This window comes from Vibrio satsumensis (assembly GCF_050337435.1).
Taxonomy (GTDB): Bacteria; Pseudomonadota; Gammaproteobacteria; order Enterobacterales; family Vibrionaceae; genus Vibrio; species Vibrio satsumensis.
In genome coordinates this window covers 85,877-108,401 of record NZ_JAKJSX010000010.1, presented here as the reverse complement: position 1 = coordinate 108,401, position 22,525 = coordinate 85,877, and the positions used below count along the sequence as shown (strand labels likewise).

At 44.1% G+C, this 22,525-nt stretch carries 17 protein-coding genes; 10 read left to right on the top strand and 7 right to left on the bottom strand.

Features of this window, described 5'->3' with window-relative positions; genetic code table 11:
* Positions 1 to 73: 73 nt before the first annotated feature.
* From rsmC to hemL, 3 genes are all read right to left on the bottom strand, one after another.
* Positions 74 to 1,096 carry a 16S rRNA (guanine(1207)-N(2))-methyltransferase RsmC gene (gene rsmC / locus L4C44_RS14130; protein WP_146490648.1) on the bottom strand — a complete coding sequence of 341 codons (1,023 nt, stop codon included), beginning with the start codon at positions 1,094 to 1,096 and terminating at the stop codon, positions 74 to 76.
* A 110-nt stretch (positions 1,097 to 1,206) separates the two neighbouring features.
* A complete protein-coding gene (locus tag L4C44_RS14125) occupies positions 1,207 to 2,292 on the bottom strand; it encodes an AI-2E family transporter (RefSeq protein WP_060982637.1) in 1,086 nt (361 codons plus the stop codon).
* A 342-nt stretch (positions 2,293 to 2,634) separates the two neighbouring features.
* Complete coding sequence (gene hemL, locus L4C44_RS14120) at positions 2,635 to 3,930, bottom strand: glutamate-1-semialdehyde 2,1-aminomutase (RefSeq protein WP_146490649.1); 1,296 nt, start codon at positions 3,928 to 3,930, stop codon at positions 2,635 to 2,637.
* A gap of 296 nt (positions 3,931 to 4,226) precedes the next feature.
* Between hemL and erpA the strand changes: the two genes are divergently transcribed.
* From erpA to L4C44_RS14105, 3 genes are all read left to right on the top strand, one after another.
* On the top strand, positions 4,227 to 4,568 hold the full coding sequence (gene erpA, locus L4C44_RS14115; RefSeq protein WP_004734539.1) for an iron-sulfur cluster insertion protein ErpA: 342 nt from the start codon (positions 4,227 to 4,229) through the stop codon (positions 4,566 to 4,568).
* 343 nt (positions 4,569 to 4,911) lie between these two features.
* Complete coding sequence (locus L4C44_RS14110; protein ID WP_428805271.1) at positions 4,912 to 6,036, top strand: efflux RND transporter periplasmic adaptor subunit; 1,125 nt, start codon at positions 4,912 to 4,914, stop codon at positions 6,034 to 6,036.
* Positions 6,037 to 6,046: 10 nt separating this feature from the next.
* Positions 6,047 to 9,136, top strand: coding sequence for an efflux RND transporter permease subunit (locus L4C44_RS14105; RefSeq protein ID WP_428805270.1), 3,090 nt, complete (start codon positions 6,047 to 6,049; stop codon positions 9,134 to 9,136).
* A gap of 96 nt (positions 9,137 to 9,232) precedes the next feature.
* Here L4C44_RS14105 and shyC read toward each other — a convergent pair whose 3' ends face one another.
* Entirely contained in the window at positions 9,233 to 10,522 is a 1,290-nt protein-coding gene (gene shyC / locus L4C44_RS14100) for a peptidoglycan DD-endopeptidase ShyC (protein ID WP_428805269.1), read from the bottom strand.
* Positions 10,523 to 10,651: 129 nt separating this feature from the next.
* Between shyC and tyrS the strand changes: the two genes are divergently transcribed.
* Both tyrS and L4C44_RS14090 read left to right on the top strand, forming a co-directional pair.
* Positions 10,652 to 11,839, top strand: a complete 1,188-nt coding sequence (gene tyrS / locus L4C44_RS14095) for a tyrosine--tRNA ligase (RefSeq protein ID WP_017059402.1) — start codon at positions 10,652 to 10,654, stop codon at positions 11,837 to 11,839.
* A gap of 384 nt (positions 11,840 to 12,223) precedes the next feature.
* On the top strand, positions 12,224 to 13,069 hold the full coding sequence (locus tag L4C44_RS14090) for a magnesium transporter (protein ID WP_285954258.1): 846 nt from the start codon (positions 12,224 to 12,226) through the stop codon (positions 13,067 to 13,069).
* A gap of 104 nt (positions 13,070 to 13,173) precedes the next feature.
* Here the strand turns inward: L4C44_RS14090 and dacB are convergent, their stop codons facing one another.
* Together dacB and L4C44_RS14080 are read right to left on the bottom strand one after the other, a co-directional pair.
* Positions 13,174 to 14,607: a serine-type D-Ala-D-Ala carboxypeptidase gene (gene dacB / locus L4C44_RS14085; protein ID WP_428805268.1), complete on the bottom strand. Its 1,434-nt coding sequence runs from the start codon at positions 14,605 to 14,607 to the stop codon at positions 13,174 to 13,176.
* A 111-nt stretch (positions 14,608 to 14,718) separates the two neighbouring features.
* On the bottom strand, positions 14,719 to 15,747 hold the full coding sequence (locus L4C44_RS14080) for a porin (RefSeq protein ID WP_285954260.1): 1,029 nt from the start codon (positions 15,745 to 15,747) through the stop codon (positions 14,719 to 14,721).
* A gap of 515 nt (positions 15,748 to 16,262) precedes the next feature.
* On the opposite strand from L4C44_RS14080, the gene greA reads away from it, so the two are divergent.
* Positions 16,263 to 16,736 carry a transcription elongation factor GreA gene (gene greA / locus L4C44_RS14075; RefSeq protein ID WP_061018733.1) on the top strand — a complete coding sequence of 158 codons (474 nt, stop codon included), beginning with the start codon at positions 16,263 to 16,265 and terminating at the stop codon, positions 16,734 to 16,736.
* A 126-nt stretch (positions 16,737 to 16,862) separates the two neighbouring features.
* On the opposite strand, the gene yhbY is transcribed toward greA, so the two are convergent.
* Positions 16,863 to 17,159, bottom strand: coding sequence for a ribosome assembly RNA-binding protein YhbY (gene yhbY / locus L4C44_RS14070; RefSeq protein ID WP_004738252.1), 297 nt, complete (start codon positions 17,157 to 17,159; stop codon positions 16,863 to 16,865).
* 114 nt (positions 17,160 to 17,273) lie between these two features.
* On the opposite strand from yhbY, the gene rlmE reads away from it, so the two are divergent.
* The 4 genes from rlmE to glmM all read left to right on the top strand — a co-directional run bounded on the left by rlmE (position 17,274) and on the right by glmM (position 22,262).
* Positions 17,274 to 17,903 (top strand): 23S rRNA (uridine(2552)-2'-O)-methyltransferase RlmE, encoded by a 630-nt coding sequence (gene rlmE / locus L4C44_RS14065; RefSeq protein WP_017059396.1) that lies wholly within the window; start codon positions 17,274 to 17,276, stop codon positions 17,901 to 17,903.
* A 107-nt stretch (positions 17,904 to 18,010) separates the two neighbouring features.
* The gene (gene ftsH, locus L4C44_RS14060; RefSeq protein WP_146490656.1) at positions 18,011 to 19,981 is read left to right on the top strand and encodes an ATP-dependent zinc metalloprotease FtsH; all 1,971 of its coding nucleotides are present in this window, start codon (positions 18,011 to 18,013) and stop codon (positions 19,979 to 19,981) included.
* Positions 19,982 to 20,069: 88 nt separating this feature from the next.
* Positions 20,070 to 20,900, top strand: coding sequence for a dihydropteroate synthase (folP, locus tag L4C44_RS14055; protein WP_146490657.1), 831 nt, complete (start codon positions 20,070 to 20,072; stop codon positions 20,898 to 20,900).
* A gap of 21 nt (positions 20,901 to 20,921) precedes the next feature.
* Positions 20,922 to 22,262 (top strand): phosphoglucosamine mutase, encoded by a 1,341-nt coding sequence (gene glmM / locus L4C44_RS14050; RefSeq protein WP_428805267.1) that lies wholly within the window; start codon positions 20,922 to 20,924, stop codon positions 22,260 to 22,262.
* Positions 22,263 to 22,525: the final 263 nt, after the last annotated feature.

Sequence of the window (22,525 nt, the reverse complement as noted above, 5' to 3'; positions counted from 1 at the left end):
CTCATTTTTATAGAGTTTTGACAAAAATATGAACAGACAGCGCAGATAATGACCCTGCGCTGTGTTAGGTAGGCTATTTGCTTGCGTGATAAATCGCGAATTTAGTGGTCTTATTTAGAGTCGCGCATTTTCCAAACGCTTGTTCAATAATTGGAATGTATTTTAAGAAACTGTTCGCAACAATAATCATCTCACCAGAACGTTTCAAATGCTTAGGAGCCTGAGCAAGTAAGGTCTCAGTCGCACTGTAGCTAGTATCCAAACCTGAGTGGAATGGTGGATTACTGATGATGAACTGGTAGTCTTCTGCAGTATCAGAATAGACATCTGAAGCGAAGACTTTACCCGTTAAACCGTTCGCTTCTAGGGTTGCTTGGCTGGATGCCACGGCAAATGCACTGATGTCGCACATTTCTAGTTCGATATCAGGGTTACGAGATGCCATTACCGCGCCTAATACGCCTGCACCACAACCAAAGTCCAGTACTTTGCCTTTTAGTTTTGGCAGAGTATCAAGCAGAAGTTGGCTGCCGACATCGAATTGACCGTGACTGAAGACGCCAGGAAGGCTTTTTACCGTCAGAGGTTGTTCATCAATGTTAACCGTGTAGGTCTTAAACCAGTCTTGTAGGTTGAATGCTTGTGGTTGCTCGAAGCATTGACCCCAGTAGAAAGAGCAGCGACGTGCTGAATCGTATTTAACGACTTTGCCGTAAGGAGTAAACATCTTCTCGATGCTCTTCACGCCTGAGCGGTTCTCACCAACCACGACGATTTCGGTATCTTTGCCTAGCTTGGCAAATAACATCGCTAACAAAAATTCTGCTTCTGCCTTGGCCTTTGGCCAATACAGCATCACTAAGTCTGCTTTGGTCTCTTCAGTAAACTCAGCACCGTAAAAACGTTGGATGGTGTTACAGCCTTCCAATTGACGGTAGTAGCTGTAATTAGACGTAAATACAGAGACAGATTCACAATGTTTCGCTAACTCAACAGGGAACAAGTCTTCTGCCTCACCTGCAACTAAAACATGTTTGCCTTCAAAGTAGGCGAGTTGGCGTTGAGCAATCTGGCTTGGGGCAATATAAGCTGACATAGGATACTCTGTTGAATCGTTAGCAAAAAATGAGGGCGGATTTTCGCATAATCCGCCCAAAGCTTGAAGTGTTTAATACTCGTTCGGCAACCAAGTTGCTGAGCTGTTGATTAACTCTTGTCTTGCTGGTTTAAAAAGTCTTTAAACTCTTCATCGTAGATGTTGAATAGGACAATGGTAATCGCAAAGATTAGTGGGCCATAGATAAGACCAATTAGGCCAAACAGTTGAATACCACCTAACAGTGAGAAGAAGATCATTAGGGTATTCATGCCTGCACTGCCTTGCATCAACAACGGACGTAGCAGGTTATCAATTGAACCAACAATTGCTACACAGTAAACCGTTAGGAAAATCGCCCAAGTGGTATCGCCTGTTAGGAACAAGTATGTCGCAGCAGGGATCCAGATGAGAGCGGTTCCCACGACTGGGATGAAAGAGGCAAAGCCCATCATGGTTCCCCAGAACAACCCAGGGAAACCAGCAATCCACATACCTAAACCACCCGCAAAGCCTTGCGCGATGGCCGTTAAGAATGAGCCCATTACTGCTGATTTAGATACTTGCTCTATCTCTGTTAGAAGCTTGTCTTCTTGGCTACGAGATAGCGGAAGAATATGACGCACCACACTAATGATTTTGTCGTGATCTCTTAATAAGAAGAACAAAACGAACAGCATCAAGAAGAAGTCCATTAAGAAATTGGTCGCATCACCTAAGATTTTCGCACTGATTCCAACCAACTTAGAACCAAAACTTGTCGCGAATTCGCCAACTTTCTGTGCGATGGCTTTAGGTTCAATGTTATCAAAAGGCAGGTAGTTATTTACGAACGACAGTGCTTTAACAACGATAGGGTGCTCAAACAGAGTCTGAATACCGCCGTGTGTCACCCATTGGTAAGTGTTCTGAGAGAACAGAGAACCTTGCTGCACAATCGCTGCGAACACTGCTAATAAAGGAATCACAATAATGAAAGTCAGGATGACACAAGACAGCAGAGAGACGATGTTTTCTTTATTCGGAATCTTCTTTTCAAGCCACTCGTGGATCGGGAACATCAACAGTGAAATGATGAAAGCCATCACAATTGAATTAACGTACGGCTCGATAAGCAGGTAACAAGCATAAGCAGCCGCAAGTAAGGCTATGATGATCACCCAGTGACTGGAATTGATTTTAATTTTTTCTGACACGGTAATGGTCTCTATATTTGCGTTCTAAGTTTATAATGGCTGCAAAACAGAGAGTTAGCAATGAGGAGTTTTGATAATGGGATGCTGTAATAAAGATAAGAAATGCCAAGATGAAGAACAGCAAACAAAAAAAGAGATCCCTTGGTTCAGAATGTTCCTAGGTACCTTGATGCTGTTGGTTTTTCTTTTTTGGGAGCGTTAGGTGTTTTTAGTTCAATTTTGGTCTTAGTTGGCTGATAGGCAAGCTGCCATATTCACAGTTGATGAACGTGGCGTACAAAAAGGGCCGCACCTAATGCAGCCCTAAATTCAATCAGTTAGCGACTTATAAAGTGCTTTCGATTATTTGCTTTCAGCTGCAATGATCGCAAGAGAGCGATCGGCGGCTTCTAGTGTTGCATCCAGTTCTTTTGAACCGTGAGCAAGAGAAGTAAAGCTTGCTTCGAATGCTGAAGGTGCAAGGTAAACACCGTGATCTAACATTAGGTGGAAGAAGCGCTTGAAGCGTTCTACATCACACTTAGTTACATCTTCGTAGCACGTCACAGTTTCTTGATCTGTAAAGAAGAAACCAAACATACCACCAACTTGGTGAACTAGCATTGGGATGCCGTGTTTGTCAGCAAGTTGCTTGAAGCCATTTGCTAATTGCTTAGTTTTTGAAGCTAGACGCTTTTCGTTGCCTTCTTCTCTTAGAAGGTTCAAACACGCGTAGCCAGCAGCCATTGCAACAGGGTTACCTGAAAGAGTACCCGCTTGGTAAACTGGGCCTGTAGGTGCGATGTATTGCATCACTTCTTTGCGACCACCGAAAGCACCCACTGGCATGCCGCCGCCGATTACTTTACCAAGACACGTTAGATCTGGCTTGATGTTGTAGTAAGCCTGAGCACAACCTTCAGCAACGCGGAAACCTGTCATTACTTCATCAAAGATTAGCAATGCACCTTCTTGGTCACAGATTTCACGTAGACCTTCGTGGAAGCCTTCTACAGGAGGGATACAGTTCATGTTGCCCGCGACTGGCTCAACGATGATACAAGCGATCTCGCCTTTATTTGCTGCGAAGATTTCACGTACTGAATCTAGATTGTTGAAGGTTGCTGTTAGCGTTAGTTTCGCAAAATCAGCCGGTACGCCTGGTGAGCTTGGCTGACCTAAAGTCAGTGCGCCAGAACCTGCTTTTACAAGTAGGCTGTCTGCGTGACCGTGGTAGCAGCCTTCAAACTTAAGAATTTTGTCACGACCAGTGAAGCCACGAGCTAGACGAATTGCACTCATTGTTGCTTCTGTACCTGAGCTCACCATACGTAGCTGTTCCATTGATGGAACCATCTCAGAGACAAGTTCAGCCATTTTGATTTCAGTTTCGGTTGGAGCGCCGAAGCTAAGGCCACGTTGAGCTGCTGCAATAACAGCATCACGAATGACAACGTGGTTGTGACCAAGGATCATTGGACCCCAAGAGCCAACGTAATCGATATACGCTTTACCATCAGCATCAAAAATAAGTGGGCCATCAGCGCGTTCAACGAAGATTGGAGAACCACCTACGCCATTGAATGCACGAACTGGAGAGTTTACGCCACCAGGAATAGTTTGCTGTGCTTTTTCGTACAGCTCTGCTGATTTGGTCATTGATATATCCTCTTTTGACTGTCGGACCAATTGGCACGCATTGTACCTATCCATAATCCAACTAGGAATGCTTTCGCTGATATAATCGCCCGAATCTGGTTGTTTTGTGTGGTTACACGTTTTAATTGCTCAATATTGACTACTTTACTGCACTAAAAGAGGCGATCCGGTGGTGAATACTTGAACGTTTCAGTCAGGTATTAGATAATCAGTAGAATATAAGAAAATACTCAACAACTATGGTCTCGAATTAGATTTGTATCATGTTGTTTTTGACACAGGTAAGAGAGGTTGTCGTGAGCGAAGTAAATATCCCATTGTCTTTTTCTGATGCAGCAGCTACCCGCGTACAAACGCTAATCGCTGAAGAAGAAAACCCAGAACTAAAACTGCGTGTATACATTACAGGTGGTGGTTGTAGTGGTTTCCAATACGGCTTCACATTTGATGAAAAAGTAAATGATGGCGACACTACGATTGTAAACAGCGGTGTAACGCTAGTTGTTGACCCAATGAGCCTACAATATCTAATGGGCGGCATGGTTGATTACACAGAAGGCCTAGAAGGCGCACGTTTCTTTGTGAACAACCCGAACGCTACAACAACATGTGGCTGTGGTGCTTCATTTAGCGTATAGCTTGAACAGAAAAAGCTGAAAGCTACATTAGAAACACTGCAAACGCCGAACCTATGTTCGGCGTTTTTGTGTTATAGACTCCTCAAAAAGCCGTAGTAAGTTAAACCTGACTGTCGACCGCTTGGCTTTTTCATCGAAATCAGTACTTACCTCGATATTTAACCTATTATTTTTCAAAGTATTTCCTTCATTTTTAGTACACGGCATATTCTTTAAACTGTCGATAGCGTCCAACTTCGTTTGGTTTTGGTCTGGTAAGGTTATCTCTGTGCATATGGAAGTTGCACATAACAGTGTTAAGCCAATTAGCTTACCTTAATTACATCGGACAAAAGGATTTGTTATGCCCACTCTATTTCCTAACTCACCACTTTTTCAGAAACTTAAGCAGCCATGGCTAGTTTCTCTGACTCTAGTCGTGTTGTTGTCGTTCTGGCTTGGTTTAGGCGTAGGGCAAGCAGAAGAGTCACCTGAAAAAAAGGCGACAGAAATTCCGTTGGCTAAAGTTTCCTTTCAAACCTTCACTTCATCACCGACCTTTAAAACGATTGATCTCTATGGAAGGACGGCGCCCGATAGGCATGCTCGTCTAGGCGCAGAAGTCGCGGGCAAGATTGTCAGATTGAATGTTGTTAAGGGGGATATGGTTAAAGCAGGACAAGCCATTGCCCAGATAGATAAGGGTGATTTGGAGATTCAACTTGAGCGAGCCTCAGCTTTATATCGCTTGAAGCAGAAAGAGTTTAAAGCGGCGCAATCACTGAAGAAAAGAGGGCTGCAAGGCGAAATCGCCTACACCACAGTAGAGGCTTCGTTAACAGAAGCAAAAGCCATGATGCGCAATGCAGAGTTGGCTTTAAAGAATACGGTAATTACTTCCCCGTTCTCTGGTGTGGTTCAAGATTTGATGGTGGAGCTTGGTGACTTTGTTGGGGTTGGCGATCCGGTCGCGGGCGTGATTGACCTCGATCCTCTGGTCATCGAAGCCGATGTGAGTGAACGTCATATCCAGCATTTGTTAGTTAATCAGTCTACCTTGGTTCGCTTGCTGGGAAGAGAAGAAGCGGAAGGCCGTTTACGTTATGTTTCTCGAATCTCTTCTGCCTCAACCAATACCTTCCCAATTGAGATTGAAATCGATAACTCCGATGGCCTGTTACCTGCTGGTGTCAGTGCCGAAGTAACCCTCAATCTAGAAACGAGAGACGCTATCAAAGTGACACCTGCCATGTTGGCACTAGATGAGGCGGGCAATCTTGGAGTCAAAACTTTGGTTTCAATTGATGACTCACCAATCGTGAAATTTGTCGGTATTCAACTGGTGAAAGCTGAGCAAGATGGAGTGTGGCTGACGGGGTTAGGTCAGCGTGTCGATATCATCACGGTGGGGCAAGGTTTTGTGCGTGATGGTGATTCGGTGATTGCTGTTGAGCAAGGCGCTGAACTCTCTAACGTAACCGCAGAGTAGGAGACAATCGATGTATTCAATTATTGATGCAGCATTGTCTCGTGCTCGAACAATGCTCTCCCTTTTGGCGTTAATTATTGTCGCCGGTGTCATTACCTATATCACGATACCCAAAGAATCGAGCCCAGATATCACCATTCCGATTATCTACGTTTCAGTAGGGCACCAAGGGATCTCGCCAACCGATGCGGAGCGTTTACTGGTACGCCCAATAGAACAAGAGCTTAGGTCGATTGAAGGCGTAAAAGAGATGACGGCAACCGCTGCAGAAGGCCACGCTTCTGTTGTGTTGGAGTTTAATGTTGGTGTCGATCTTACCAAAGCAATGGCCGATGTGCGTGACGCGGTTGATCTGGCTAAGCCAAAACTGCCAGAAGATAGTGATGAACCGGTTGTAAATGAAGTGACACTTGCTTCGGAGCAGCCTGTACTTTCTGTAGTTCTGTTTGGAACTGTACCAGAACGTACTATCGTACAAATTGCTCGAGAGCTGGGAGATAAACTCGAAAGTTATCGTCAGATATTAGAGGTCGATATAGCGGGTGACAGGGAAGATATTGTTGAAATCATTGTTGATCCTCTTTTAATGGAAAGCTACAGCCTAGATCAAGCCGATATCTATAACCTGATTGCGTTAAACAATCGAGTGGTTGCTGCAGGCTTTGTCGATACTGGCTATGGTCGTTTCTCGGTTAAAGTTCCTTCGGTGTTTAACTCTCTAAAAGACGTGCTTGAGCTACCAATTAAAGTGGATGGTAAGCAGGTCGTGACCTTTGGTGATGTGGCCACGGTTCGTCGAGCGTTTCGAGATCCTGAAAGCTTTGCTCGCTTAGATGGTAAATCTGCGGTTGTCTTGGACATTAAGAAGCGCGCAGGTGAAAACATCATTGAAACGGTTGAGTTAGTGAAAGCCGTAATGGCTGGCGCTCAACAGCAAGCCGAATGGCCAAATAACTTATTGGTTAAGTACACTTGGGATGAATCTAAAGATGTGAAGATCATGCTCAATGATCTGCAAAACAACATTCTATCCGCCATCATTTTAGTGGTGATCGTTATCATCGCCATTCTTGGTGTCCGAACCGCGCTATTGGTCGGAATTTCAATTCCTGGATCATTCCTTACCGGGCTACTAGTGCTGTCTGTATTCGGTTTAACCGTCAACATTGTAGTGCTGTTCTCTTTGATCATGGCGGTTGGTATGTTGGTCGATGGCGCGATTGTGGTGACCGAATTTGCAGACAGGCGAATGCAAGAAGGTGAAGGACGTAAAGCCGCTTACCGGGATGCAGCTAAACGTATGGCATGGCCGATAACAGCGTCTACTGCGACAACCTTGGCGGCATTTGCTCCGTTATTGTTTTGGCCGGATGTGACGGGCGAATTCATGAAGTATTTGCCGTTAACCCTTATCGCTACTTTAACTGCTTCATTGATCATGGCGCTGTTATTTGTGCCCGTATTAGGCGGCTTGATTGGCAAACCTCAATACGTATCGTCTAAAAGCCAAGCTCGAATGGTCGCACTGCATAATGGTGACTTTTCACAAGCCACCGGCTTAACTAAGGCGTATTACCACACACTGTCGATTGCGATTAAGCACCCCTTTAAGATTCTTTGTAGTGCGATACTGCTCGCGGTTGCGGTTGGATTTACTTACTCCAAAGCCGGTCTTGGGGCTGAATTCTTCCCTGAGGTTGATCCGCCATTCTTTAATGTCAAAGTCCGCTCACATGGTGATCTCTCTATCCAAGAAAAGGATGGCATCATGCGTGATATTGAGCTGATGATGCTCAACTATGATGAGTTCGATACCGTTTATACGCGCACTGGTGGTGACGACCAGATTGGTTTGATCTCGATTACGCCTGTTGATTGGCAATACCGCCGCAGTGTTAAAGCGATCATTGATGAGTTGAAGGTACAAACCGATCAATACGCTGGTGTTGAGATTGAATATAAGTTTCCAGATGCAGGGCCTCCGGTTGAGAATGATTTAGTGATAGAGCTGTCGGCAAGAACGCCAGAGCAACTGAATCAGGCCGCAAAAATTGTGAGACATTGGGCGGATGGTAATCAAGCGCTGACTAATATCAGCGATACAGCAAGCAAAGACGGCATCGATTGGAAGGTGGATATTCGCCGCGACGATGCCGCTCGTTTTGCAGCTGATGCGACTTTGGTGGGTAATACCGTTCAATTTGTTACCAATGGTCTCAAGATTGGTGATTACCTGCCTGATGATTCTTCAGAAGAGGTCGATATCTTGGTGCGTTACCCTAATGATAAAAGAGATATCGGACGCTTCGACCAACTGAGAGTTAAAACGCCTGCAGGCTTAGTGCCGATCACCAATTTTGCGCAGATAGTCCCTGACCATAAGCAAGACACGATCAAACGTCTTGATGGTAAGCGTGTAGTGAACATCATGGGTGATATGGAAGAGGGCTATAACCTTGCTCTCGAGTTGCCAAAGATCGAGCAAGCGTTGAGTGAGTTGGGTCTACCAAGTAGTGTCGAGTTTCGTATTCGTGGTCAAAATGAAGAACAAGAAAACTCTTCTGCTTTCTTACAAAGTGCTTTCTTGGTTGCTCTGGCGGTGATGGCTTTGATTCTGATTACTCAGTTTAATAGCTTCTATCAAGCGTTTTTGATTCTTAGTGCAGTGTTGTTTTCGACGGTAGGTGTATTTGTTGGTTTGCTTATCTTCCAGCTCCCGTTTGGCATCGTGATGTCTGGTATTGGAGTGATTGCACTGGCAGGTATAGTGGTGAACAACAACATTGTGCTGATCGATACCTATAACCAGTTGATTAAAAGAGGCTTGGATAAGCGAGATGCGATTCTAAGAACCGGAGTTCAACGTTTAAGACCTGTAATGCTGACTACTGTCACTACTATTTTAGGTTTGATGCCGATGGTGTTAGAGATGAACATCGACCTGATTAATCAAAAGATAGAATTCGGTGCTCCGAGCACGCAGTGGTGGTCGCAACTCGCTACCGCAATTGCGGGAGGCTTAGCATTCGCGACAGTCCTAACTTTGGTACTGACGCCTTGTCTATTGATGCTAGGGCGAGACAAGAAGCCTGAAGAATAGTCGATACAGTGGTTCGATGAACATAAAAAAGAGCGCCTTGGTGGGCGCTCTTTTCGTTGGTTTATATGGCTATTAATCTAATTAGTCACTAGTAGCCTAATTAGTTGCTAGTAACTGGCCGTATCGCTCTAGGTTATTCAATCGAATCTCCGAGTTCGCAATAAATGTTGCTTTTGCCTTACCGGTTAACGACTTAGATTGAGGCAATTTCACGGTACGCGCATTCTTATGTACGCCATTGACCAAGAATTCATAGTGTAAGTGTGGGCCAGTCACTCGGCCCGTACCACCCAAAGTACCAATGGTTTGGCCTTGTTTTACGCGCTGACCAGTTTTCACCATACGTCGCTTCATGTGCAGGTATTTGGTGATGTAGGTGTTGCTGTGGCGTATGAACACGTAGTTACCATTGAATTGGTTGTAACCCGACTTCTGAACGATACCGTCACCGGCAGCCCAGATAGGCGTGCCAACAGGGGCTGCGTAGTCAGTGCCGCGGTGAGCGCGAACCTTACCGGTTACTGGGTGTTTTCTGTTAGGGTTAAAGTTCGATGTTACACGACGAAAATCAATAGGAGAGCGCAAGAACGCTTTCTTCATTGCACGACCATTTTCATCGAAGTAGTTGCCGCTCTTATCATCTAATACCGCGGTAAATGAATCACCTTGGTTTTTGAATACGGCTGCCATGATCTTACCGCGACCAACCACTTCACCTTCAACTACTTTTTCTTGGTATAAGATTTTGAAGCTGTCATTCTTACGAATATCTAACGCAAAGTCGATATCCCAGCCGAAGATGCCCGCCAGTTCCATAATTTGGTTTGCGGTTAAACCTGCGCTTACGCCAGCATTCCAGAAATTCGAGGTGATGTCGGCTTCGGCATAATTGTATTGGTAGGCAACCTCTTTCTTGTCGAAACTAGAGGAAAACGAATCGCCAGACTTAGTGATCTTAAAGCTTTCAAACGCACTAAGCTGTCGCTTTAGCTGAATAAGGTCGTTGTTTTCATCAAAGCCAAACTGCAATACATCACCAGGTCTTAGGTTAGACAGCTGCTTCTTAATATCATTGTTGGTATTAAGTAGGGTGATCAGCAAGCGGTATGAGAGGCCAATACGTTCGAATAGAACAGAAGTGCTTTCGCCAGAACGAACGGTATATTTTTCCCAATTGAGCACTGCTGTCGGCGGTGCGTCACTTGAACTAACAAGCGCGGATGTATTGATAGTCAGTGGGTAATGTTTCCCCACCACTAAAGCGCCCGTATCGTCACGTAAACTGTTGACGTCGGGGAGTAAGAAAATCGCGACGAAAATTACGGCACTAAAAAATGCGATAAAAGCCCGGTGCAAAATAGGAAGGCGTGCAAAAATAGACAACATGTTCCGGTTCGTTCTGTAAATATTATGAAAATCGACGACGGAATAGTGTAACTGGTTTCAAAATACATCGCTATTCAAGTAAGATGTCTAATTATTATATTTTTGCCAAATCTGTGGGAGTGAACAAGAATGGCGAGTATTGAAGCTGCACTAGCCGAGATCAAACGTGGCGTAGAAGAACTGATTCCAGAAGACGAACTAATTGCTAAATTAAAAGAAGGTCGTCCTTTACGCATTAAACTGGGTGCTGATCCAACAGCTCCAGATATCCACCTAGGCCATACGGTTATCTTTAACAAGCTTCGTGCTTTCCAAGAGCTTGGTCATGAAGTGACATTCCTTATCGGTGATTTCACTGCAATGGTTGGTGACCCATCAGGTAAGAACTCAACCCGTCCACCGCTAAGCCGTGAAGACGTATTGAAGAATGCTGAAACTTACAAAGAGCAAGTATTCAAGATTCTAGATCCTGCGAAAACGCAAATTCGTTTCAACTCTGAGTGGCTATCTGAGCTTGGTGCTGAAGGCATGATTCGTCTTGCTTCTAACCAAACTGTTGCTCGTATGCTTGAGCGTGATGACTTCAAAAAGCGTTACGCTGGTGGTCAACCGATTGCAATCCACGAATTCATGTACCCACTCCTACAAGGTCACGACTCTGTTGCACTAGAGAGCGACGTTGAGCTTGGCGGTACTGACCAGAAGTTTAACCTGCTAATGGGTCGTGAACTGCAAAAAGCTGCCGGTCAAAAACCACAAGCGGTACTAATGATGCCACTACTTGTTGGTCTAGACGGCGTGAAGAAGATGTCTAAGTCTGCGCACAACTACATCGGTATCAGCGAAGCACCAAGCGAGATGTTTGGTAAGATCATGTCTATCTCTGACGATCTAATGTGGAGTTACTACGAACTACTGTCTTTCCGTCCTCTTGAAGAAGTTGCGGAACTGAAAGCTGGCGTTGATGCAGGTAAGAACCCGCGTGACGTTAAAGTGCTTCTTGCTAAAGAGATCATCGCGCGTTTCCACAGTGAAGCAGATGCTGAAGCCGCTGAGCAAGAATTTGTTAACCGTTTTGCTAAGAACCAAGTTCCTGATGAAATGCCTGAATTTGAATTCGAAGCAGGTCTACCAATTGCGAACGTTCTAAAAGAAGCGGGTCTAGTAAACTCGACTTCTGATGCGATGCGTATGATCAAGCAAGGCGCGGCTAAGCTTGAAGGCGAGAAGATTGAAGACAGCAAATTCGTACCTGAAGCAGGTACTGCGGTTTACCAAGTAGGTAAGCGTAAGTTTGCTCGTATTACTATTAAGTAATAATGCACATCAATAATTGAAATCAAAGGCATCCACGGATGCCTTTTTTATTGACTTAAAATTGACGAAACTTTGAAACGCCTATTGCTACACTATGCGCGCTGTCAAATTGACAGTAATTCTGGAGATTTTTATGAACAATACCGACCATCCTCCTAGTTTGAATGGAGAAGAATAACCTGTCCGGTATTGATCTATTGTCCTGCCGTTCAGGTAGGGTATCTTTGTTTTTCCCCCTCATTCTTTTCCACACACTAGATTCTAACAAGTAGACACACCAGTAGCTTTCAGCTCTTGGTGCGCATAAATCTATAAATCTATAAATCTATAAATCTATGCTATTTGTTTTGATGGTCGTTACCTTTGCCAATCGGGAGATTCGCCATGACGGTAATGAACAACGCTTTTTTATCTATTGAAGCTCTGTATTCAGAGCAAGACATCCAAGCTGTATCGAATGCATTTCAACAGTACGGACGTGAACAACAAATTAACCTTTTGAACCGTATGCCGCTTGAAGATGCGGTGTTAGTACTGGGACAATGCTCTCTTAGTACGATTCAGACTTTACTTAGTGAGCTAGAAGAGCAGGGTTTTGAGAAGCGCTCTCGACATCTAGCTCACCAACTAGGGCTGATCTACTCAGAGGTAGAACCTCAGCAGGGCTACCTTTCTACTGGAGTAATGAGCCACGTTAGGCAGCGAATCGGTTGGATTATTGCATTAGCACTATTGGGAATCGTCTCAGGGCTTATTATTGCTCAATATGAAGACATTCTTAGTCAGTTGGTACTTTTGGCAATCTATATGCCTGTGATTGCTGCTGCTGGTGGTAACACCGGAACACAAGCCGCGACTTTGGTCATCAGAGCCCTAGCCACGGGGGAGTTGAAAAAACGCCAATGGGCTAACGTTCTATGGAAGGAGTTTAGAGTCGCCATCTGCTTAGCACTTGCGATTGCAGTGGTGATGATTGGTCGTATTTTGCTGTTTAGCGAAAACCAATCGACAGGTGGTTATGATATCAACATGATTGCCCTTGCGATTGCGGTAGCGCTGTTTATTCAAGTGACCATATCTACCGTACTCGGAGGCGGGTTACCGATAGTTGCTAGGCTATTTAAGCTTGATCCTGCGGTGTTAGTGAGTCCAGTACTCGCTTCTATTGTAGATATCTCAGGGATGTGGATCTACTTCACTGTCGTGAACTCATTCCTAGGAATCGCTTAAAAGCTTCTAAAAATAGCTAAAATACATCTTAGAAATGAAAATGGCGCTGAAGATCTTCAGCGCCATTTTTTATCGGGTAATTAACCGTTTACACAAGTTAACCACTATTGATATTCACTTTGTGTTTGACTGAATTCGACCACATCTTTGTAGAAAGCACGTTCAAACTGGGTGATTGGCGCTTCTACTGGCTTGTCTGGATCTTGTTCTTCAGGGAAGTAATCACGCACAAACTGCACAAACAGAGAGTTGGGACTCCCTGTTTTATCTAATCCGTATCCCGCCATGTTGTAACTGCCATATAAAGATCCGCTCTTTGCAACAATGTTGCCTTGGATCGGTGCTTTTCTCATGCTTTGACGGTATTTGAGCGTTCCATCAGTGCCAGATGTAGGCATTGCCTCGATTAAGTTGAGCTGCTGATCATTTTCCCAGATATAACGAAGTACCTGCGCCATCGTCTGCGACCTCATTCGGTTATTTCTAGAAAGCCCTGAACCGTCGACCAATTGTGCTTTACTGAGGTCGATATTGGCCTTGGTTAGTAGTATCTGCTTTATCGCTTCAGTGCCGTTGTTGAAACTACCCGGTTGCACATAAAATGTTTCTCCTAGAGTTTTGGTTAGGTTGTCTGCGATAAGATTATCTGACTTCTTGAGCATGGTATCGAGCAGTTCAGGAAGTTTTGCTGAGTTGTGACTAGCGACTAACGTGGTCTTGCCAGGTTTATTTTTTTTACTAACTAATACATCACCTTTTACTTCTATTTTCAGTTCTTTGAGAAGCGATGTAACGACTTGATAGGTGTAAAGTTCTGGATTTTGAATCGCGAACTTGAGTGGCAGTGGCTTTTTACGTTCAACGAGGCAGCCAGAGAGCTTATAAGCGTTATCTGGTGTCGTTATGAGCTCCAAGTCGCATTGTGTTGCCTTCTGCCCAGAGCGAGTTACCGTGGCTGCAGAGGTTGTCACGTCTATCGGGTAGTGAGCCGGAATATAGACCCGAGTGCTGCCGTTATCTTTTGTATAAATAGAAGCTTGCGCGCAATTGCTGTCCAGTGTCATCGCACTCGAAGGCGCGCTGTAACAAACCCCTAGAATGTCCCAAGGCCAACCAACGGCTCGCTGATAGCCAGTAAAAGCTGAACTATCGAGATACAAGTTACCTTCGATGGTTTTAGATTGCGACTTAGCGTATTGAGCTAAAAGACTTTTTAGGTGTTCTCGTTGTAGTGTTGGGTCGCCGCTAAATGAGATCACAACATCCTTATTCGAACGGGAAATACTTGTCGTGTAGTGAAAATCATCACCTAACTCTAATTTAGCTGCCAAAGCCGTAACTAGTTTTAAAGTGCTGGCTGGTGGGTAAAAGCCATCAGTGTCGGTATTCATTTCATTTGAATCGCCACTCAATGACTGCAGTATTAAGCTTGAACTACTACCGTCTGGCAATTTATCTAAAGGGGCATATGCGAAAGTGTTAGTCGAGAAAATGCTAATGGAAAAACCACATACAAGTAGGGTGGGTAGAAGGCGCATAGAAGATTTCTTGGATGGTTGATATTTTCAGTATACAGATATAAAAAACGCCCGCTAGATAGCGGGCGTTTTGATTCTCAATTAACTAATTGATCAATTAGATAATCAGAATTAGAAGTCGTAACGTAGACCTAGAGCTAGCTCGTCTTCAGCGTCAGCAGAGCTTGCTGTGCCGTTAGTTAGCTTGTTAGTAGTACCGATCGTGTCACCTTCAGAGATTAGGTTGAAGTTGTACGATACGTAACCACGGAAGTTAGGCTTGAAGTAGTAAGTAGCATCGATTGCGATGTTATCAGCAGATGTTTTGCTATCAGTTTCAGCGTTGTTGTACGTAGTTGAGAATACAGTTTGGCCTAGTGTGTAAGCTGCTGCTAATTCGTAACCAGTGTAGTCTACAGCGTCGTTAGAGTTAACACCTGTAGTTTGTTTTTCACCATCTGTGAATACACCTGCGAAGTACAGGTCAGAGATAGCATAAGAACCAGAAAGCATGTACTCGTTAGATTGGTCTTGGTCTGCGTAACCAGCACCTAGCTTAACGCCAGTTTCGCCGATTGCGTAGATAGCAGATAGAGAGTAGCCGTCTTTACCGTTGTCTGTGAACTCACCGTTAGCATCAACACCATCACGGTCTGCAAAACGGTAGCTTGCTTTTAGGCCTAGATCTTGGAATTGACCTTTGTAAGAAAGCATGTTGTCTGAACGGTCAGCTACTGCGATTTTGTCTGCAGCAGAGTTACCGTGGTAAGCCATGATATCTGTAAAGTCAGTGATTACGCCTAGAGCACCGTCGTTTTTACCGTAAGTTACTTCACCGAATGTACCGCCTAGACCAGCGTACGTGTAACGGTTTGTAATGCTGCCGTCGTTGTTATCAGTAGAGCCGCCGTTTTCAGCAGTTGTGAATTCGCCTTCGTAGAAACCAACACCGTATAGGCCGTCTTGGATTTCAACTTTACCTAGGAAGTTAAGACGCACACGTGTTTTGTCTTCAGCTTTGCCATCTTTTAGAGATAGACGAGCTTCAGCACGGCCGCCCATTTCAACAGAGTTACCGTCTTGGTTGTATAGTTCTGCCGCGTTAGCGCCAGTAGCAAGAGCTGCAGCAGATACAGCAAGCGCGATCATAGTCTTGTTCATGTTATTAATTCCTAATTACTGTCCATAAAGGTATTTATTAAGGATTTGAATCCTTTTAGTGTCTTGCCTGTATTAATCAGGCTTCATAACCATGATTAGGTCAGAACGCTAAAAAATGCCAGTGCAATCCATGAGTTACTTTTTACCCCTAAAGTTCCTTAGCTAGTTAGTAAAATGATATAAATTGAAAAACTGAACACTGTTTTATTATGTTGATTTATTCTTAACTTGTTGTTTTTGTAGTTGTATTTTAAAAGTGTGATCTACATTTATTTGGTTTGTTTTTGTTTTTTTTAGGTATTCAATTGCTGACTTATTGATGGGGAGGTTATTATTCATTTTTGTGATGTCTGTAATTTAGAGCTAGATAAAGCTTTTATAAGACAAAGTGGAATAAAGGTGATTTAGCCATCAAGTTTGTTTACACTAAGCCAAATTGTTTTGTTTCTATCACCCAATAAGTATGTTGGGTGGATTTATGTTGGCCAAAGAAAGCTTTGGCATAGAGGTAAAAAATGGAAAAGGTTCCAATGACAGTACGTGGCGCTCAGCAGCTACGTGACGAATTAGATCGCCTACTTAAGCTACGTCCTATTATTTCAGCAGCTATTGGTGAAGCACGTGAACTCGGTGATTTGAAAGAGAATGCAGAGTACCACGCCGCTCGTGAAGAGCAGGGTATCTGTGAAGCTCAAATTCGAGATATAGAATATAAGCTATCGCTAGCTCAGATCATCGATGTAACTCAGATGGATAATACGGGTAAGATTATCTTTGGTACGACAGTAACTTTGATCGATGTCGATACGGATGAAGAATTCCGCTACCAGATCGTTTCTGAAGATGAAGCTGACATCAAAACTGGTCGTATTTCTGTGAAATCACCAATTGCACGTGGTCTTATCGGTAAGATGGAAGGCGATGAGGTTATTATCTCTACACCTGGTGGCGATAAAGATTTCGAAATCGACAAAGTAGAATATATCTAATTGAATTTTCTTTGTTTCTGATAAGTAAAAAGGTCGCTTAATGCGACCTTTTTCGTTTCTCACGCTACACTAAAAGATAAGCGTTATGGCTTTCTCTTAGTGGAAGTTAGCTTATATTAAGCTCGCTTATTTACGTGGAATCTCGATTTTACGTGCTTCTGACTGACGGAATAGTACTAGAACTTTACCGATAGTCTGTACTTTTTCAGCTTTAGTTTCACGTACAATTGCATCGATAATCAGTTGCTTAGTCTCACGGTCTTCTGATGCAACTTTAATCTTGATCAGTTCGTGGTGGTCTAGAGCTAATTCGATTTCCGCTAGAACAGCTTCAGTAAGTCCATTTGCGCCCATTAGCACAACAGGTTTTAAACTGTGAGCTAGGCCCTTTAGATGCTGCTTTTGTTTGGTACTTAGGTTCATTACGCGGCCAATTTTCTTTACTATTAGGGTTGAAAAAACCTATTTTAACGCCATCTAAAGCTGAAGACTATAATTTATTCAGCAATTAGTACTTTCCTCCAATTTAGGTATCCAATGAGCAAACAGAAACACTCGGCCAGTTCAGGCCGTTGGTTGAAGGAACACTTCGACGACAAGTACGCAAATGAAGCTAGAAAGAAAGGCTATCGTTCACGTGCTTATTTCAAAATGGAAGAGATTCAAACGAAAGATAAATTGCTGTCTCCTGGGATGACCATTGTGGATTTGGGTGCAGCGCCTGGCGGTTGGTCTCAATATGCTGCTAAGATTGTTGGAGACAACGGACAAATCATTGCGTGTGATTTGTTACCAATGGACCCGATTGCTGGTGTTAGCTTTTTACAAGGCGATTTCCGCGAAGAAGCAGTGCTAGATGCCTTGTTGGAGCGTATACAACCAAACATGGTTGATGTCGTGATGTCAGATATGGCACCTAATATAGCAGGCAACAATTCTGTGGATCAGCCAAGAGCTATGTATTTAGTTGAATTAGCTTTGGATATGTGTCGACAAGTTCTAGCTACCAATGGTAGTTTTGTTGTAAAAGTATTCCAAGGCGAAGGGTTTGACCAATACGTTAAGGACGTCCGCGAGATGTTTAAAACAGTAAAAGTCAGAAAACCCGACTCTTCTCGAGCTCGATCTCGTGAAGTGTTTATCGTAGCCACTGGTTACAAAGGTTAACGATTCTCTTCCAATAGTGAGAGTTAACAACATGGCTACAGGTTACAAACTGTAGTACCCTACCTTTAATTACAATTAGTTATCGAGAGGCTTACACCTTGAGTGACATGGCAAAAAATTTAATTCTGTGGCTTGTTATCGCGGTAGTGTTGATGTCGGTATTCCAGAGCTTTGGCCCTGGAGAAAGTAACGGCAGAGCAGTAGATTACACCACGTTTGTACAGGAAGTTGGCCAAGGCCAGATTCAAGACGCACAGTTCAATAACAGCGAAATCACTTTCACACGTCGTGGTGGTGGTTCTAAGTATGTAACTTACATGCCTGTTTATGATCAAAAGCTACTTGATGACTTAATTAATCAAAACGTAAAAGTTCAGGGTACACCACCTGAAGAACAGAGCCTGCTTGGCACTATCTTCATCTCATGGTTCCCTATGATCTTACTGATTGGTGTGTGGATTTTCTTCATGCGTCAAATGCAAGGCGGCGGCGGCGGTAAAGGCGCGATGTCTTTCGGTAAGAGTAAAGCTCGAATGATGAGCGAAGAACAAATCAAAACGATGTTTGCTGATGTTGCAGGTTGTGACGAAGCAAAAGAAGACGTGAAAGAGCTTGTGGATTACCTTCGTGATCCAAGCCGCTTCCAAAAGCTAGGTGGTAAGATCCCGACAGGTATCCTGTTGGTTGGTCCTCCTGGTACGGGTAAAACATTGCTTGCAAAAGCGATTGCCGGTGAAGCGAAAGTACCGTTCTTTACGATTTCTGGTTCTGACTTCGTTGAAATGTTTGTTGGTGTTGGTGCATCTCGTGTGCGTGACATGTTCGAACAAGCGAAGAAAGCGGCACCTTGTATCATCTTTATCGATGAAATCGATGCTGTAGGTCGTCAACGTGGTGCTGGTGTTGGTGGTGGTCACGATGAACGTGAACAAACACTAAACCAAATGCTGGTTGAGATGGATGGTTTCGAAGGTAATGAAGGAATTATTGTTATCGCTGCGACTAACCGTCCAGACGTACTAGACCCAGCATTACTTCGTCCTGGTCGTTTTGACCGTCAAGTGGTGGTTGGTCTACCTGATGTACGTGGTCGTGAACAGATTCTTAAAGTGCACATGCGTAAAGTGCCACTATCGGGTGATGTTGAACCATCTCTGATTGCTCGTGGTACTCCTGGTTTCTCTGGTGCAGATCTTGCGAACCTTGTGAACGAAGCGGCGCTATTTGCAGCTCGCGGTAACAAGCGCAATGTATCTATGGTTGAGTTCGAACTAGCTAAAGATAAAATCATGATGGGTGCAGAGCGCCGTTCAATGGTGATGTCTGAAGAAGTGAAAGAGTCAACGGCTTACCATGAAGCGGGTCACGCAATTGTTGGTCGTCTGGTACCTGAACACGATCCAGTGTACAAGGTGTCAATCATTCCACGTGGTCGTGCACTTGGTGTCACTATGTACCTACCTGAGCAGGACCGCGTAAGCATGTCTCGCCAACATCTAGAATCAATGATCTCTAGTTTGTATGGTGGTCGTCTTGCTGAAGAACTTATCTACGGTAAAGACAAAGTTTCGACTGGTGCGTCTAACGATATCGAACGTGCAACTGATATTGCTCGTAAGATGGTTACGCAGTGGGGCTTCTCTGAAAAACTGGGTCCTCTTCTATATGCTGAAGAAGAAGGCGAAGTTTTCCTTGGTCGTGGCATGAGCCAAGCGAAACATGTTTCTGACGATACTACTAAGCTGATCGATGAAGAAATTCGTATTCTAATCGACCGCAACTATGCTCGTGCGAAGCAAATTCTTGAAGAGAACATGGATATCATGCACTCGATGAAAGATGCGCTAATGAAGTTTGAAACGATTGATGCAGGTCAGATTGATGACTTGATGGAACGTAAAGACGACATTCGTGAGCCAGCTGGTTGGGGTGATCAGGCGAAAGCAGAACCTGCAAAGGAAGAAGCTAAACCTGAAGCGAAATCAGAAGAGCAAACTAAAGCCGAACCAAAAGCTGAAGAGTCTCAAGTTGAAGAAGTTAAGTCTGAATCAGACGATGCTCAAAACAAAGATTCTTAATCGCTAAGCTTTAAATTAAAACCCTGAGTACGCTCAGGGTTTTTCTGTTTATAGCCCAAGATGTTTTTACCTTTAAGACCCGCCTTCAATGATATTAAAAGCACATAATAAAACGCTCGTTTTAGACCGCCCACATGTGATGGGTATCCTCAATGTCACGCCTGACTCTTTCTCTGATGGCGGGAAATTCAATTCATTAGATAATGCTTTACTGCAAGCTGAGCGAATGATTCAAGTTGGTGTTAGCATTATTGACATTGGTGGTGAATCAACTCGTCCGGGAGCACCTGACGTATCTTTAGAAGAGGAGCTCGCTCGCGTTATCCCTGCCATTAAAGCCATTCGTGCCAAGTTTGATGTGTGGATCTCTATTGATACCAGTAAAGCAGAAGTGATGCGCCAAGCCGTTGAAGCGGGGGCTGACTTGATCAATGATGTGCGCGCATTACAAGAGCCCGGAGCTCTAGAAGCAGCCGCCAATGCTAAGGTACCAGTTTGCCTGATGCACATGAAAGGTCAGCCAAGAACCATGCAAGCTAACCCAAATTACGATGATGTTCTAACGGATGTTGAAGCTTTTTTAAAAGAAAGGGTGGAAGCGTGTGAAGCTGTTGGTATATCAAAAGAGCAGCTGATTCTAGATCCTGGTTTTGGTTTTGGTAAAACCATTGAACACAATTACCACCTATTAGCGCACCTAGAAAAATTTCACACGCTTGGGTTGCCAGTCTTAGCGGGGATGTCGAGAAAGTCGATGATCTTTAAGCTATTAGACAAAGCCCCGGCAGATTGCATGGTCGCTAGCGTCACTTGCGCTACTATCGCGGCAATGAAAGGCGCACAAATTATTCGCGTTCACGATGTTGAAGATACATTGGAAGCGATGAAGATAATCGAAGTGATGAATAACAATCACTAATCATAATTAAGGAAAATCACTATGTCTGATAAGAGACGTTATTTCGGCACAGATGGTGTACGTGGCAAAGTTGGCCAGTACCCTATTACACCTGATTTTGTTCTGAAGCTTGGCTGGGCTGCGGGTCGTGTTCTTGCGAAACAAGGTACAAAGAAAGTCATCATTGGTAAAGATACGCGTATCTCTGGCTACATGCTGGAGTCTGCGCTAGAAGCAGGTCTTGCTGCTGCTGGTTTGCAGGCTACGTTTACTGGCCCAATGCCAACACCTGCCGTTGCTTACCTAACTCAAACCTTCCGCGCGGAAGCTGGTATCGTTATCTCTGCATCGCACAACCCTTACTACGATAACGGTATCAAATTCTTCTCTTCTGAGGGAACAAAACTACCAGATGATATCGAGTTGGCGATTGAAGCCGAATTGGATAAAGAGATCGAATGTGTTGACTCATTTGAGCTTGGTAAAGCGGTACGTTTAAACGATGCCGCTGGTCGTTATATTGAATTCTGTAAGAGCACATTCCCAAATCAGATGACACTTGCTGGCATGAAGATTGTTGTCGATTGTGCTCATGGTGCGACTTACCATATTGCACCTGCTGTATTTAAAGAGCTAGGTGCTGAAGTTATTGCGATTGGTGTTGAGCCAAACGGTACTAACATCAACCATGAAGTGGGTGCTACCGATGTACGTGCTCTGCAAGCAAAAGTACTTGAAGAAAAAGCGGCCTTAGGCCTTGGCTTTGATGGTGATGGTGACCGTATCATTATGGTTGACGAGCTAGGCAACAAAGTTGATGGTGACCAAATTGCTTACATCATTGCTCGTGATGCCCTGCGCCGTGGTGAGTTGAAAGGTGGCGTTGTTGGTACACTAATGACCAACCTTGGTATGGAAAATGGCCTTAAGCAGTTAGGTATTCCGTTTGTACGTGCGGCTGTTGGTGACCGTTATGTAATGGAACAGCTTCTTGCTAAAGGCTGGAAGATCGGTGCCGAAAACTCGGGTCACGTTATCCTACTAGATAAAGTGACGACGGGTGATGCTATCGTTGCTGCTCTGCAAGTATTGGCTTCAGTTGTTGATAGCGAAATGACTCTGAATGAGCTGTCTCAAGGCATGACGTTGTACCCTCAAGTTCTAGAAAACGTTCGTTTCAGCGGAGACTCAAACCCATTAAAAGCAGAAGCGGTAAAAGCAGCGGTTGTTGAAGTAGAAGCAGAGCTTGGCGAGAAAGGCCGTGTGCTATTACGTAAGTCTGGTACAGAGCCACTACTACGCGTGATGGTTGAAGGCGAAGATGCTGAGCTTGTTCAAGCATCTGCGCTTAAGATTGCAGATGCAGTAAAAGCAAACTGCTAATTTAACCTTTTACTTAACAGGCGCAACGAATAGCGCCTGTGATTAGAAGTGATTGGCTTATATAGCGGTCAAAAGATATAACGGTCAATAGAGACGTAAATGAGTTTTGTGTCGCTTTTGACCTTTTTTTGACCATTCGCTTGGTAAAGGCTTATTTTTTAGCAAATTCTCCTTGTCAGTCAACGTAGCATTCGCTAGTATTGCTCGGCCTTCAGTTAGGAGGTCGCTAGCCTTGTTCTGAAAAATAGTTTTTTGAACGGCGC